This is a genomic window from Lysinibacillus sphaericus (assembly GCF_006864135.1).
Classification (GTDB): Bacteria; Bacillota; Bacilli; order Bacillales_A; family Planococcaceae; genus Lysinibacillus.
This window is the reverse complement of sequence record NZ_SADV01000001.1, coordinates 319,072-333,600: the sequence shown is the minus strand read 5'-3', so window position 1 is coordinate 333,600 and position 14,529 is coordinate 319,072. Positions and strand designations below refer to the sequence as shown.

Here is a 14,529-nt window from a genome sequence, read left to right as displayed (position 1 = left end):
TCAGCGTCACAGATGAGACCCTGGAGCGAGCAACGCGAGTGAAGCGGCTCATCGGACGCCCCTAGGAAAGCGCCCAGCCGGAACGGAAATCAACCACACATTATGGTTTGAGCCTATGTTTGTGAAATAAGGCTAATCAACACGTATGTAAAATTAGAGTACTAAAAGATAGGAGGCAGTCGACTTGAAGAAGTTTTCAATCGGCTATCGTACATTAAAAACGGCCTTTGGTGCAGCAATCGCTATTGCCATTGCCCAATACTTTGAATTAGCTTCTTATGCATCTGCTGGTATTCTAACAATATTATGTGTACAGCCAACGAAGAAAAAATCTCTTCATGCTGCTTATACACGATTCGTCGCAAGTATTATCGGTATGCTTTATGCATTTTTGAGCTTTGAGCTATTTTCCTATCATCCGCTTACATTTGCAGGTATGCTGATCGTATTCATACCAACAATTGTATCTTTGAAGGTTGCAGATGGTTTTGTCTCTAGTGCAGTAATTATCATGCATATTTATGCAGCTAAAAGCTTTTCATTGGCACTAGTTTCTAATGAATTCGCATTAATGGCAATTGGATATGGTACGGGGATAGCTATAAATATGTATATGCCAGACATCCAAAAGGAATTAAATTACTATAGAGTTAAAATTGAGGAACTTTACAGTAAGATTTTTTTAGAAATTGCCAACTATTTAAGAGAAGGCGATACATTGTGGGATGGGCAGGAAATTATTGACGCCATTAAAGCATTAAATAGTGCGAAATCCCTAGCATTTAAAGATGTTGAAAATCATTTTACGAGACGTGAAAATGACTACTACGTGTATTTTGATATGCGTGAACAGCAACTAGAAATTATCGATAGAGTTCTTCCAAAAATAACGGCACTTCCTGTTATAGTACAAGAGGCGGTGATCGTCGCTGACTTTTTACAAGACCTCGGTGAGCATGTTCATTCAGGAAATACGGCTAGTCATTTTAGGGAGAAGTTAGAGCAGGTAAAGTTGGATTTCGCCCAATTACCTTTGCCAAAAAATCATGAGCAATTTTTAGCACAAGCGGCTCTCTATCAATTTATTGAGGAAATGGATCGATATTTAGAAATTAAGCAGTCTTTTAAGGGCTTAAAGGTAAAGAAAAAGCGCCCGCAGTAATGCGGACGCCTAGCTTTCCATTACACTAGCATTGATAAGCCGAATGCTAGAGATGAAATTACCATGATTGCTATCATCGTATAAACGACAATTTTTTGAAATTTTTTATTACTCATATGCTCGTTCTCTCCTTCTTTTCTTATAAATAGTTTAGCAAATCTGAAAAATTTCTCAAGTAGTAGAGTTTTGACGAAAAAGTCTGTAAAATAGATTATGTACCATAACAGAAGGAGATGTCACCATGGAGAGAGTAGATCATATTGGGATTGCAGTCCGCGATCTTAATGAACGCATTACATATTATACAGAAACTTTAGGCCTAAAACTGCTGAAAGTGGAAGAAGTAGAATCTCAACAGGTTCGTGTTGCATTCATTGATGCGGGTAATGTAAAAATTGAGTTATTAGAACCGATGAGTGAAAAAAGTACTATTCACGGATACATCGAAAAACGTGGAGAAGGTATCCATCATGTAGCTTTCGGTGTAACAGGTATTCGTGAGCGTATGGCTGAGCTTCGTGAAAAAGGCGTCCGTCTTTTATCTGAAGAGCCAGGACCAGGTGCTGGTGGTGCAGAAGTTGCTTTTATGCATCCGAAATCATCTTTCGGTGTGTTATATGAATTATGCGATAAAAGTGGAAAAGGGGATAAGTGATCAGTATGGATATGTTCGACAAAATTAATGACTTGTATGACCGTAAGACAGTAATTGAACTTGGTGGCGGCTATGAGCGCATCGAGAAGCAGCATGATAAAGGCAAATTAACTGCTCGTGAGCGTATTGAATTATTACTAGACGAAGGTACATTTTTCGAGATCAACCCATTCATTACACACCGTACAGTAGACTTTGGCATGGACAAGATGGAAGGTCCTGGTGATGGTGTAGTAACTGGTTTCGGTAAAATTAATGGACGTTCAGTATACTTATTCTCTCAAGATTTCACAGTATTTGGTGGAGCACTTGGTGAAATGCACGCAAAAAAAATGGCAACAGTAATGGATTTAGCAGCAAAAAATGGTACACCATTTATCGGTATTAATGATTCAGGTGGCGCTCGTATTCAAGAGGGTGTACTTTCACTTGATGGTTATGGTCATATTTTCTATCGTAATGCAATCTACTCTGGGGTAATTCCTCAAATCTCAGTGATCATGGGACCATGTGCTGGTGGGGCGGTATATTCACCAGCAATTACAGACTTCATTCTAATGGTTGATAAGACATCTCAAATGTTTATTACAGGACCGAAAGTTATTGAAACAGTAACAGGTGAAAAAATCTCTGCTGAAGATTTAGGTGGTTCAAAAGTAAACAACGCTGTAAGTGGTAATGCACACTTCCGCGCACCATCTGAAGAAGAAGCTATTGATCAAATTAAGAAGCTATTAAGCTACTTACCACAAAATAATAAAGAAAAAGCTCCTCGTCAGGCACGTCCAGAGGGTGATGACTATCGTCCGGAAATCGTGGATACTGTACCGATCGAAACAACTCGTCCTTATGATGTACGAAAAGTAGTCGAGCAAATAGTGGACGAAGGCTCATTTATGGAAGTTCATGCAGAATTTGCGAAAAACGTTGTAGTTGGTTTTGCGCGTATTGCTGGGGAATCAGTTGGTCTTGTATGTAACCAACCTAAAGTATTAGCTGGTGGATTAGATATTGACTCTTCAGACAAAGCTGCTCGTTTTATTCGTACTTGTGATGCTTATAATATACCAATCATCACATTTGAAGACGTTTCTGGTTTCTTCCCAGGCGTTAAACAAGAGCATGGCGGTATCATTCGTCACGGAGCAAAAATCCTTTATGCATACTCAGAAGCAACAGTACCAAAAATCACAGTGATTCTGCGTAAAGCATATGGTGGTGCGTACGTTGCCCTTAACTCTAAATCAATTGGGGCAGACTTAGTATTTGCTTGGCCTAATGCAGAAATTGCTGTTATGGGTGCGGCAGGTGCAGCTAACATTATCTTCGCGCGTGAAATTGCAAAATCGGAAGATCCAGAAGCAACACGTGCAGCGAAAATTGAAGAATATAAAGAGAAATTCGCAAATCCATACGTGGCGGCATCTCGCGGTATGGTAGACGATGTTATCGATCCACGTGATACACGTATTAAGCTAATTCAAGGGCTAGATATGTTAGCGAACAAACATGAAACACGTCCAGAGAAAAAGCACGGAAACATTCCTCTATAAAAATTGTACTAGCCTAGTATCCTTTGGGATTTCTAGGCTTTCTTTTTACGAATATTTGATAATAAAAGATCTGTTGAAAATAACAGATAATTGAAACATTTCCTGTTTTCATTCGTACATATATATAAGAGGAGTTGAGATGGATGGAATGGAAACAATTACAAAAAGAGCAAGAAATGATTCATGCACAATTAAGAACTGCTAGTAGGTTAAGTGAACAAAAGGATTTAATTGAAAGGCAAATCGAGCGTGCACAACAGGAAATTTACAAACATTCTAAAGCACTCAATCAAATTCGTTTGAAACTCGATAAGTTAGAAGGTTTTTCTTTTATGAATATGATTCGTACGTGGGCAGGGCAACAAGATGAGCTACGTGCAGAAAAAATTGATGAAGCAGCTATTCTTGAATTGAAAATAAATGAAGCAAAGAAGATGGAACTTGATTTGACAGATGATTTACGGCACATAAACAGTAAACTTACTCAAATTAACGAACAAGAGTTGCATGAAGTTTTAAAGCTATTAAATGCTAAAAAGAAAGGCTATTTACAAATACATGAGCCTGAACAGGCAAAAAGGCTTGAACAATTAGCGCACGAAGAAATGTTAACGAAACAACTTATTTTAGAGATAGGGGAAGCGGAAGAAGCCGGTGAAGCAGCGCTTACTAAGCTTGGACAAGCTGCAGAGTCCTTGCATTCTGCAAGTGGTTACTCAGCATGGGATACGTTTTTTGGTGGGGGTCTCATTGCTACACATTTAAAGCATGATGCACTTGATGAGTCCGAAAATTATCTTCATAATGCTCAAATTGCATTACAGCGCTTCCAAAACGAACTACTGGATGTACAAGATATGTCAACGAAATCGTTAGCAGTTGAAACAGATGGATTTGTAAAATTTGCGGACTATTTCTTTGATGATATTTTTTCAGCTTGGTCTGTCCATTCTAAAATATCTACCGCAAGAGAGCAGGTTTCTCGTGTACAAGATGATGTCCATAATACGATCTTGCGTCTACAGGATAAACATAATAAGGCAGATGGCTATTTGCAGTCCCTACATAAAGAAACAGAAGCGATTTTTCAAAGTAATCTGTGAAAAGACTCTCCCTTTAACGGTAAATTAGTAATAACATAAAAAGTAGAAAAAAACGCTCAATACTCTGAGCGTTTTTTTTGTATAGCCCCCACGAAGGTTATTAAGTATCTACGTAGTATTCTGCAAAATGCAAAAATCCAAATTTCCTTACAAGAAAGTTTCTTAATTCGCCATGAGTAGCTTTTTCGATTGGAGGATCTGTTAGGGTGTAGGCTTTGGCATTTAATGCAGCAAATTTATCTTGATCTACTGCATTATGTTCTTTATCTTCAATAATCCCTGAAGAAATTGCGACTTTTGGATAACCCATTAAAAATATATGTGTTCTTAATGCCATACTTGGTGTCGAATGCAACAATATAAATACAACCAACAAAGAAACAATAATTATCACTTTTTTCTTCAAGTCACCGCTCCCCAAAATTGACGTGAATATAATCTATAAAATATTTTAACATAAATTTTCCATTTATCTTCCTAATTAGCTAAAATTACCCGTCTATAATTTGCGAATTGAATGGAACAGGATAATTATTGCCATCAATTGAAAAACAATGTAATCGTTTTATTTTACCAAACGCAGCAGTATGCTAAAATATAGAAGATAACTATGACGTGGATAAACACGTAAACTAAGGGAGTCCTACAACATGACAAGTCGTTTAGTAGAAGAGTTTTTTGAGCTCGTACAAATCGATTCAGAAACAAAACATGAAGAAGTGATTGCGCCGATTTTAATCGACAAATTAACAGCACTTGGTTTTACAGTAGAACAAGATGATGCACATACTCGTAACGGGCATGGAGCAGGTAATATACTTGCTACGCTAAAGGGTTCATTAGATATTGACCCAATTTATTTTACTTCTCATATGGATACAGTTGTCCCAGGTAAAGGGATTAAACCATCTCTTCGTGAAGATGGCTATATCGTTTCAGATGGTACAACGATTTTAGGTGCGGATGACAAAGCAGGTCTTGCCGCATTATTTGAAATGGCTAAACGCTTAAAAGAGCAAAATATTGAACATGGTGATATTGAATTTATTATTACAGCTGGCGAGGAAAGTGGGCTCGTTGGCGCTAAAGAGTTAGATCCCTCTAAAATTAAAGCGAAATATGGCTTTGCTGTAGACAGTGATGGCAAAGTAGGAGGCATTGTAACAGCGGCTCCATTCCAAGCAAAAATTGCTGTTAAAATAATTGGGAAAACAGCACACGCTGGTGTCGCGCCAGAAAAAGGAGTGTCTGCGATTACGGTTGCCTCCAAATGTATTGCACAAATGAAGCTAGGTCGATTAGATGAAGAAACAACAGCTAATATTGGTCGCTTTGAGGGTGGTCAGGCAACAAATATTGTCTGTGACGAAGTAACGATTCTTGCGGAGGCTCGTTCGATCGACAAAGCGAAGCTAGATGCCCAAACGAAGCATATGCAGGAGACGTTTGAGCAAGTAGCTGCTTCCTTAGGTGCGAAGGCTGAAGTTGAAGTGAAGCTAATGTATCCTGGATTCCGTGTAACAGAATCAGATAAAGTTGTGCAAGTGGCAATGGCAGCTGTACACAACATCGATCGTACACCAAAGCTTGGTATTTCAGGTGGAGGTTCCGATGCTAATGTTATTGCGGGCTTCGGCATCCCTACAGTAAATCTTTCTGTTGGATACGAGGACATTCATACAACAAATGAAAAAATCCCAGTCGAAGAATTAGAAAAATTAGCAGATTTACTTGTTGAAATTATTAAAGAGTCTGCGAAAAAATAACTACAAAAATCGAGGATGTGACCGCATGGAAAGTGTAAAGGCAGTAGTTTTTGCTTGTGGTACAGAGGAATACGCAGTACCCGTGGAACAAGCGATTTCGATTGAAAAGTTAGAGCAAGTAACACCGATTCCTCACTTGCCTAATTATCTTCTAGGCTTCACAAGAATTCGTGGCGAGCTTGTCCCTGTGCTTGATTTTGAGCGTATTCTTTATAATCGTTCTTCTAATGCTGCAACAGCACGAATTATAGTATTGAACACGGATGTTGTGAATTATGGATTACTTGTAACAGAAGCTCGTGAAATTCTTGATTTTGATGAGTCGGTATTAAAGCAAATGGGACTTGTTAATTATTCAAAAACACGCTATTTTACAGCTGTGGCTAATCTTGAAAATCGTATGATCACCTACGTTGACCCGAAGATACTTGTGAATTCATTAGAAGGTATACGTGAAATAATAGATTATTTACACAAAATGCTTGAAAATGAAAAAGAAAACGTAGAGGCATAAGTTTTTGTATGATTAATATTTCATAGTTAATATTGGGGACAGAATTACATATATGTGATTCTGTCTTTCTTTTTAAATAGCTTTTTTAAAAGGAAACGGAATACCTCTGCCGAATATTAAGACTTATCACCAAAACGTGTCGTTGATTTTCGTTCCGACTAGCTCTTCTATCCATGATTTTTCAATCGCTACAAGTTAGTAACATAAATTACTTATTTCTAATATAGTAAAAATAACCTGTGTTCATATGTACATATTTGAAAGTTATCAATAAAATTATGCGATTTACCTACTGACATATCCATACTAACATCGTATTATGTATGGTAAGAAAACTACTGTAAAAGGCAAACTTCACCGAAAGGGAAGGACGCAAAGCTATGAGTCTAAACACTATTTTAGTGCATGATTGTCAGGTTGCCAGGTTCTGTTCTATGAGCCTCGGCCAATAGAATGGAGATGTAAATATGGGAAGTCATTCACTATCAAAAGCAATCATTGTTTTTATTGTAGCAATTGTAAGTACGCTAGGGTTAACAATGGGAAAGGTAGACGCAATGGCCATGCAGGATAGGGCTACTTGGTTATGGGACACGACAAAGATTGTTGAAGATGAATCCGGGGTACTTTCATTTTTAGAAAGCAAACAAGTTAATAAATTATATTTACAAATTAATAGTGATATAGCAAGTAATTATTACAAAAGTTTTATCGATAAAGCAACGGCAAAAGGGATAAAAGTATATGCGTTAGATGGTTCTGAAAGTTGGGTTTCAACAGAGGGCTATAAAATGCAGGATCAGCTATTTGATTGGTTACAAACATATAATGAAAATGCAGCAGCAACAGAGCAATTTTCTGGCGTTCATCTTGATGTAGAGCCCTATTTAAATAGTGGCTGGAGCTCGAATCAAGCGAAAACGATTGAATCCTATCAAGCACTTGTTACTAGAGCGAAAGGGGATACCGATCGATTACTATTGCCATTGGAAGTTGATATGCCATTTTGGTTTGATGAAATTACTTACAAAAATCAATTCGGTAAAGGTTTATTAGCTGACTGGGTAATTGACCAAGTAGAAAGTGTTTCAATAATGGCTTATCGAGATGCTGCTATAGACATTATTAATATCGTTGAACATGAAATTAATTATGCAAAAAAAGTAAAAAAGTCGATTGTTATTGGTGTGGAAACAGGAGCCACTGATGAAGGGAATAATATTACCTTCTATGATGATGGAGAAGCCTATATGAACAAACAGTTAGCACAAGTTCATCAACATTATGCCAATAAAAAAAGTTATAATGGTTTTGCCATTCATCATGTTGATAGTTGGATGAATATGCAGCCGTAAAAAATCCTCTCCAGCATTAAGTTGGAGAGGATTTTCTTTGCCTTATGAAAGTCGGCCGCTATAGTCTTCGAATTTAAATTCACGAATGACTTTAATGCCTTCTTCATCGTTATAAGAAACGATTGATGGAAGATTTACGCCATTAAACATATGATTTTTCACCATTGAGTAATGTGCCATATCTGTAAATACTAGACGATCGCCTAGTTGTAAAGGTTGTTCAAATGAATAATCACCAATTACATCACCAGCCAGACAAGTAAGCCCGCCTAGACGATACGTGTAAGCTAGCTCATTTGGTTGACCAGAATCAATAATCATTGGGCGGTATGGCATTTCTAGAACATCTGGCATATGGCAAGTTGCCGATGTATCTAAAATTGCTAGGTCCATACCGTTTTTCTGTACATCGAGAACAGTTGCTACTAAATAACCTGTATTAAGTGCAACAGCTTCACCTGGCTCTAAATAGACGAGAAGGTTATACTTGTCTTGAATGTAATTAATGATATTCACAAGCTTTTCTACATCATAATCCTCACGAGTGATATGGTGACCTCCACCAAAGTTTAACCATTTCATTTGATGTAAGACATCACCAAATTTTTCTTCGACAACTTGTATAATACGCTCTAACGTATCGGAGTTTTGCTCACACATTGCATGGAAGTGTAAGCCATCAATACCGTCAAGCTGTGACTTGTCGAAGTTGGCTAATGTTGTGCCAAGACGAGAATTCGTGTAGCAAGGGTCGTAAAGTGCTGTTTCAATTTCAGAGTACTCAGGATTGATACGAATACCACATTCAATTGTTTTACCAGCGGATTTTACTTTGTCCTTATATTGATTCCATTGGTTAAATGAATTAAACACAATATGATCAACATAGCCAAGAAGCTCGTCCATTTCATGTTCGACGTAAGCTGGTGCATAGACATGAACTTCCTTGCCCATTTTTTCATAGCCTAGTCGAGCTTCAAATAATGAGCTGGACGTAATCCCTGCTAAATATTCACCCACTAAAGGGAATGTTGAATGCATTGAAAACCCTTTTAAGGCAAGTAAAATACGGCAGCCTGTACGATCTTGAATCGATTTTAAAAGTTCTAGATTTTTTGTTAATAATCGTTCATCCACTACGTAAGAAGGGGATGGAACTTTTGAGAAATCAATTGGCTTCATCGACTTAATTCCTTCGCATCTAACTCAAGGTCAAGTAATTCTGGATTATGGCTTTCTTGCCATGGTAGACCCCATTTATTTAGTGCATCCATGAATGGATCTGGATTGAAATCTTCGACATTCCAAACGCCAGGTTTACGCCATTGACCGTTCATCACAAGCATTGCACCAATCATTGCTGGTACACCTGTTGTGTAGGAAATTGCCTGTGAACCAACTTCGTTATAGCATTCCTCGTGGTCACACACATTGTAGACATAATAAGTTTTTTCCTTACCATCTTTTAGACCGCGAATGATACAACCGATATTAGTTTTTCCTTTTGTACGTGGTCCAAGTGATGCTGGATCAGGCAGTACAGCTTTAAGGAAGTGAATTGGTTGAATCATTTGTCCTTCAAATTCAATCGGCTCAATAGAAGTCATACCAACATTCTCTAATACTTTTAAATGTGTTAAGTATTTTTCAGAGAATGTCATCCAGAAGCGGATTTGCTTTAAACCTTTAATGTTTTTAGCAAGTGATTCTAGTTCTTCATGGTATAAAAGGTAAATATCTTTTGGTCCGATTTCTGGTAAGTTATAAACCTCTTTTTTCTCAAGTGGTGCAGTTTCAATCCACTCGCCTTCTTTCCAGTAACGACCATTCGCAGTAATTTCACGAATGTTGATTTCTGGGTTGAAGTTTGTAGCGAAATGGTAACCGTGGTCACCGGCATTTGCATCCACAATATCTATGTAGTGGATTTCATCAAATTCATGTTTTTGTGCATGAGCTGTAAAAACGCCCGTTACACCTGGATCAAAACCGCTACCAAGTAAAGCAGTTAAACCAGCTTTTTCGAACTTCTCTTTATAAGCCCATTGCCATTTATATTCAAATTTTGCCGTTTCAGGTGGCTCGTAGTTTGCAGTATCCACATAGTGTACACCTGTCGCTAAGCAAGCATCCATAATCGTTAAGTCTTGATAAGGTAGTGCTACATTAATAACAACTTCTGGTCCGAAGGCTTTAATTAGCTCAATAACCTCTTCCGTATTGTCTGCGTCTACCTGTGCGGTATGAATCTTTGTTTTTCCGCCATCTAGTTTTTCTTTTAGAGCGTCACATTTTGAAACAGTTCTACTTGCGATACAAATCTCCTCAAACACGTCCGAATTTTGAACACACTTGTGTACCACAACGCTGGCTACTCCGCCAGCTCCTATAATCAATGCTTTACCCAATTGTCTACCCCCAAATTCATATAAGTATTGTCAAACAAGCTGATTATACAGAAAATTGAATCACTACTCAATCATTCTTTTTAAATTTTCTACAAAATTTTTTATTTTTCAACAATAATGTAGCGTATTCAGAGGGGGATGCCACGAAAAAAGAAGCATTTCGGGAAAAAAATTCCCTTAACTCTGATGTAGAAAAGGGAAAATCATTTTTTGTTCAATGGCAGCGATTGGGGAAATCTGGGGGGACTTCAAGTAGTCTAAAACCACCCGAGTTATTTAAAAAAACGATTCGATATTTGTTGTTTTTCATCCCCCCATAAATAAAAAAAGATCAGTAGTAAAGTACTTAAAAACCCCATCACAAGGGCATATGTGCTGATGGCCACATCTACTTGACTTTGCATAGCGTAAATGAAAATAGCTCCTAGTGTTAACAAATTTCCAATAATAAGCGATACAAAATGAAATCGTTTATTCATAGCACAAGCCCTCCTCCAATATACATGTTCTCCAAAAAAATAAAAATTCACTTCAATTATCTCACAATTCAGAACTTTATCCAATGCTTTTTTATCTGGGGATTGACTAAGCGTCGGAAAAGCAAGAGTTAGCATGGGAAATCCAAGTCTTAGCGTCGGAAAGCATGTCCAAGTGTCAAGTCCTTAATATTGTGTAAAATTTTATACAAAGTTTTTCAACCTTGATTTAAGTTTTCCTAAATTTTACATCTTGCGTTGGGATTCCCCGCTAAAACTTTGAGTTTCGCCGCCAACCACTCAAAGAACGCCGCTAAACCATAAAGTTTCGCTGCTAACAAGCTTTTTCGATTCTATCAGCGATATTCGCGGTTCTATCAGCGATGTTTGCAGTTCTATCAGCGATGTTCGCGGTTTTATCAGCGATGTTCGTGGTTCTATCAGCGATGTTTGTGGTTCTATCGGCGATGTTCGCGATTCTATCAGCGATGTGCGGTTCTATCAGCGATATTCGCGGTTTTATCAGCGATGTTCACGATTCAAGCAGTGGAAGGTATGACTAAGCGTCGGAAAGTATCCCTAAGCGGCAAATGCATGACAAAGCTGCGAAACCCCGTGCCGAGCAACGAGAGTATCGGACGCCCCCCGAGAACATGCCTAGTCGAAACGGAAACCAACCTTTGTAATCAACATTAAATTAAAAGAATTGTAGAAAAATTTTTTCTATTTAGTTTGTTTTAGATTTAAAGATGGTAAAATATCTATATTACTTTTCTTTTGGTGAAGGTGAGGATTTTAATAGTGATTAAACAGTTTGATGAGCAAGTCCAACAAATAAATGAATTATTTTTAAATGGTCATGTGAAAGAGAGCTATCAATTAGCCAAAGCAATGTTAGTTAATAATGCGTTTACAGAACATGAATCTTTTCCAACAATTCAACAGCATGTCGCATTGCTGGAAGCAAACGGTTATGCAAATATGCCTATTCCTTCCGCTGAAAAAGTGAAGCAAAGTGTTGAACGAGCAGATGGCTCCTACCCAGAGCGTGATGTCCTCGCTGCCTATATTGGAAGTGAGGATGAACAGCAATTTGGTAAAGTAGTAGATGAATTATTAGCTGGATCGGTCGAGGCACAAGCGAATGCTTACTATACAATGGCTGAATATTTTGCTCTTGCGAAGGAGCATGATAAAGCACTTGTACAATATGCGGAAGCGATAAAACTACAGCCAAATAAAGCTCTATATTGGGGAGCGTTCGCACAGTTTTTGAGTCGAAATGAAGGCAGTCCGTATTTGGCACTACGTCTTATTGAAGAAGCTATTCAGTTAGATGGCATGAATCCTCGCTGGTATTATATTCAAGGAAATATTTTTTTACAGCTAGTCGCAGCTACAAAAAATTTAAGCTATTTACCTGCTCTAGAAGAAGCATGGGACAGGGCTAAAAAGCGTTGCTCCGCCAAGCAAGTGGGATTGAAGGTGGACATTGCGAAAGCTAATGACGTGCTAGCGCAATGGAAAAAGCAAATGCTGTAATCATGTTATTAGTAGAAAAAAGCTCAGAGAAGACTAAAAAAACTTGAATAGCAAATAAGAATAGGTGTCCCAATAATATCATACAAATAAATTAGTAAAGCATCAGCATATAAAAAAATGAATATTTATTAGCAAAAATGACCTTTTGTGTATTTTTATGCTATAATACAAGTATAAACGGACGTATGAAACTTATCTTATTACATGAAAGAAGTGTTTAGTTGAGTCTATATGTAGCGTATGTATTGGTAGGACTTGCGATTGCCATGCCTGTTGGGGCTATTACAGTAGAAATGACAAAGCAAGGACTAAAAAATGGCTTTATGCATGGTTGGGCTGTCGGTCTTGGTGGTATGACAATTGATTTTGTATTAGTTTTTGCATTGTATATGGGACTAGCTTCCATTTTAGCAATGCCTATCATTCAAATTCCTATGTGGATTATAGGAGCGGGCTTTTTATTCCTTTTAGGGCTGGACTCTATAAAAAATGCTGATCATGATATTACGCTTGCAGGAGAGAAAGTGACAAAATCATTTTTTACTTCTTATCGCAATGGTTTACTAGTTGCAATTTCACCTGGAAATTTAGTATTCTGGGTAAATGTTTTCGGTGTTGTACTAGCTAAATCATATGGGCAAGGACAGTCAGCAAACTTTTTAGTGATTGCGGCAGGGGTTCTGAGTGGCATATTGTTGCATGATATTGGCTTGATGACCATTGTTTCAGTTACCCGTAAAGCGATGAGTCGTAAGGTCATTAAGTCGCTCACGATGGTTGCAGGCGTTTTATTAATAGGCTTTGCCGGGTATTTTATTTATGAATTTATACAAGCTATTAAGAGTTATATATGAAAAGTGCGATCCAATACGATCGCACTTTTTCAATTATCCGTATTGCCCGTCAGTAAAAGATGATAGTCTCACTATGCTGAAATCTCGGTATTTTCATGGATACAAACTAAAATTTCTTCTGCTACTTGATGTGCTAAAGAAAGCTCAGAAGTGAAGCCTACACATGAACAATTCATTTCCCCTAAAATATAGCAATCTTCGCCAGCTTCGTTTGTATCAAGCATGAAATCGGCAGTCCATATAAGTGGTAAAGCATAATTGCCCAGTAAACTAGTTACGTGTGGTAGCTGAGTTAAAAAGTTTTGGACAAGCTCTTCCCAATCCTCTGGTGCATCATAGCGATATTGCGCACCCGAGAACAGTGTCGCACTAAATGCGTCCGCGGAATTTGCCGGTTTTTTATGTACTACGTTAATTGGTTTATTTCGTAACATAAATAAGCGGATTTCGCCCTCAGTAATACGAGGAAGAAAGCGCATATCAATTAGCATGCCATTTGGACCAGTAATATAGCGCTCACAGAACGTCATGAAATCACTTAGTTTCCAATATTCCACATGATTATCCCGTGCTTCTGTACATTTAATCTCCGCATCAAGTGGTACTTCTGTAATTCCCTCAGCAAGACGTTCAACAAGTTTTACTCGCCATATACCTTCTCCTGTCGATCCACGATTTTGTTTTAGAACGCGTTCAGTAATAGCAAGAGAGGTAGGGAACTGCGCTTTAAATGCTTCAATTGTATAATATGCAAATGTATCATCAGGCACTAAATTCGTTGAGGCAAGTTTTGTTAATGCATCTTTAGAACCATAACCAATCATTGCATCAGGGTGTGGCATACCGATGACACCTGCATGACAAAGTTCACGCAACATATCGAAGTACTCTTGTTCATGCTGTAAGTTTCCTGGATTAATACGTGATACATAGGCAATACCATGCTCTTTGACGTAATGAAAAATTTCCTCTTTTTTTGTTACATCAAAGAAAATGACTTCTGCATCCTGTCCACGTTGTTTTAGTGCATTCACCATTGGCATTGTATCTTGTCGGTAGCCGTCAGGGCCTTTATCTGTGCCACCACGGACCTCGAAAAAAATAACCTTTTTATCCATAAAAATACCCCCTTGAATGATGA

The 14,529-nt window shown here is 37.9% G+C and carries 15 protein-coding genes and 1 riboswitch; of the genes, 9 read left to right on the top strand and 6 right to left on the bottom strand.

Annotated elements, in window-relative coordinates:
* Positions 1-184 precede the first annotated feature (184 nt).
* Positions 185-1,162: an aromatic acid exporter family protein gene (locus C7Y47_RS01530; RefSeq protein WP_142507152.1), complete on the top strand. Its 978-nt coding sequence runs from the start codon at positions 185-187 to the stop codon at positions 1,160-1,162.
* 20 nt (positions 1,163-1,182) lie between these two features.
* Here C7Y47_RS01530 and prli42 read toward each other — a convergent pair whose 3' ends face one another.
* Positions 1,183-1,278, bottom strand: coding sequence for a stressosome-associated protein Prli42 (gene prli42 / locus C7Y47_RS24795; RefSeq protein WP_156304613.1), 96 nt, complete (start codon positions 1,276-1,278; stop codon positions 1,183-1,185).
* Between the two features lie 125 nt (positions 1,279-1,403).
* Between prli42 and mce the strand changes: the two genes are divergently transcribed.
* From mce to C7Y47_RS01515, 3 genes are all read left to right on the top strand, one after another.
* The gene (gene mce, locus C7Y47_RS01525) at positions 1,404-1,817 is read left to right on the top strand and encodes a methylmalonyl-CoA epimerase (RefSeq protein ID WP_132356629.1); all 414 of its coding nucleotides are present in this window, start codon (positions 1,404-1,406) and stop codon (positions 1,815-1,817) included.
* A 5-nt stretch (positions 1,818-1,822) separates the two neighbouring features.
* The gene (locus tag C7Y47_RS01520; protein ID WP_142507151.1) at positions 1,823-3,370 is read left to right on the top strand and encodes an acyl-CoA carboxylase subunit beta; all 1,548 of its coding nucleotides are present in this window, start codon (positions 1,823-1,825) and stop codon (positions 3,368-3,370) included.
* 143 nt (positions 3,371-3,513) lie between these two features.
* Complete coding sequence (locus C7Y47_RS01515) at positions 3,514-4,473, top strand: hypothetical protein (protein WP_142507150.1); 960 nt, start codon at positions 3,514-3,516, stop codon at positions 4,471-4,473.
* Between the two features lie 100 nt (positions 4,474-4,573).
* On the opposite strand, the gene C7Y47_RS01510 is transcribed toward C7Y47_RS01515, so the two are convergent.
* Positions 4,574-4,879: a hypothetical protein gene (locus C7Y47_RS01510; protein ID WP_142507149.1), complete on the bottom strand. Its 306-nt coding sequence runs from the start codon at positions 4,877-4,879 to the stop codon at positions 4,574-4,576.
* Positions 4,880-5,123: 244 nt separating this feature from the next.
* On the opposite strand from C7Y47_RS01510, the gene C7Y47_RS01505 reads away from it, so the two are divergent.
* The 3 genes from C7Y47_RS01505 (at position 5,124) to C7Y47_RS01495 (ending at position 8,108) form a co-directional block, all read left to right on the top strand.
* Entirely contained in the window at positions 5,124-6,239 is a 1,116-nt protein-coding gene (locus C7Y47_RS01505; RefSeq protein ID WP_132356625.1) for a M20/M25/M40 family metallo-hydrolase, read from the top strand.
* A gap of 25 nt (positions 6,240-6,264) precedes the next feature.
* On the top strand, positions 6,265-6,753 hold the full coding sequence (locus tag C7Y47_RS01500; protein WP_142507148.1) for a chemotaxis protein CheW: 489 nt from the start codon (positions 6,265-6,267) through the stop codon (positions 6,751-6,753).
* A gap of 336 nt (positions 6,754-7,089) precedes the next feature.
* Positions 7,090-7,178: riboswitch (cyclic di-GMP riboswitch) on the top strand.
* A gap of 42 nt (positions 7,179-7,220) precedes the next feature.
* A complete protein-coding gene (locus C7Y47_RS01495) occupies positions 7,221-8,108 on the top strand; it encodes an amidase (protein WP_142507147.1) in 888 nt (295 codons plus the stop codon).
* A gap of 42 nt (positions 8,109-8,150) precedes the next feature.
* Here C7Y47_RS01495 and nspC read toward each other — a convergent pair whose 3' ends face one another.
* The 3 genes from nspC to C7Y47_RS01480 form a co-directional block, all read right to left on the bottom strand.
* Entirely contained in the window at positions 8,151-9,290 is a 1,140-nt protein-coding gene (gene nspC / locus C7Y47_RS01490; protein WP_142507146.1) for a carboxynorspermidine decarboxylase, read from the bottom strand.
* Positions 9,287-10,516 (bottom strand): saccharopine dehydrogenase family protein, encoded by a 1,230-nt coding sequence (locus tag C7Y47_RS01485; RefSeq protein ID WP_132356621.1) that lies wholly within the window; start codon positions 10,514-10,516, stop codon positions 9,287-9,289. Before C7Y47_RS01485 ends, nspC begins: the two co-directional genes overlap by 4 nt.
* Positions 10,517-10,788: 272 nt before the next feature.
* Positions 10,789-10,995: a hypothetical protein gene (locus C7Y47_RS01480; protein WP_132356620.1), complete on the bottom strand. Its 207-nt coding sequence runs from the start codon at positions 10,993-10,995 to the stop codon at positions 10,789-10,791.
* A 798-nt stretch (positions 10,996-11,793) separates the two neighbouring features.
* Here C7Y47_RS01480 and C7Y47_RS01475 point away from each other — a divergent pair.
* Complete coding sequence (locus C7Y47_RS01475; protein ID WP_255504966.1) at positions 11,794-12,534, top strand: tetratricopeptide repeat protein; 741 nt, start codon at positions 11,794-11,796, stop codon at positions 12,532-12,534.
* Positions 12,535-12,755: 221 nt separating this feature from the next.
* Complete coding sequence (locus C7Y47_RS01470) at positions 12,756-13,388, top strand: LysE family transporter (RefSeq protein ID WP_142507145.1); 633 nt, start codon at positions 12,756-12,758, stop codon at positions 13,386-13,388.
* Positions 13,389-13,459: 71 nt separating this feature from the next.
* Here C7Y47_RS01470 and C7Y47_RS01465 read toward each other — a convergent pair whose 3' ends face one another.
* On the bottom strand, positions 13,460-14,506 hold the full coding sequence (locus C7Y47_RS01465) for a Cj0069 family protein (RefSeq protein WP_142507144.1): 1,047 nt from the start codon (positions 14,504-14,506) through the stop codon (positions 13,460-13,462).
* Between the last annotated feature and the right edge of the window lie 23 nt (positions 14,507-14,529).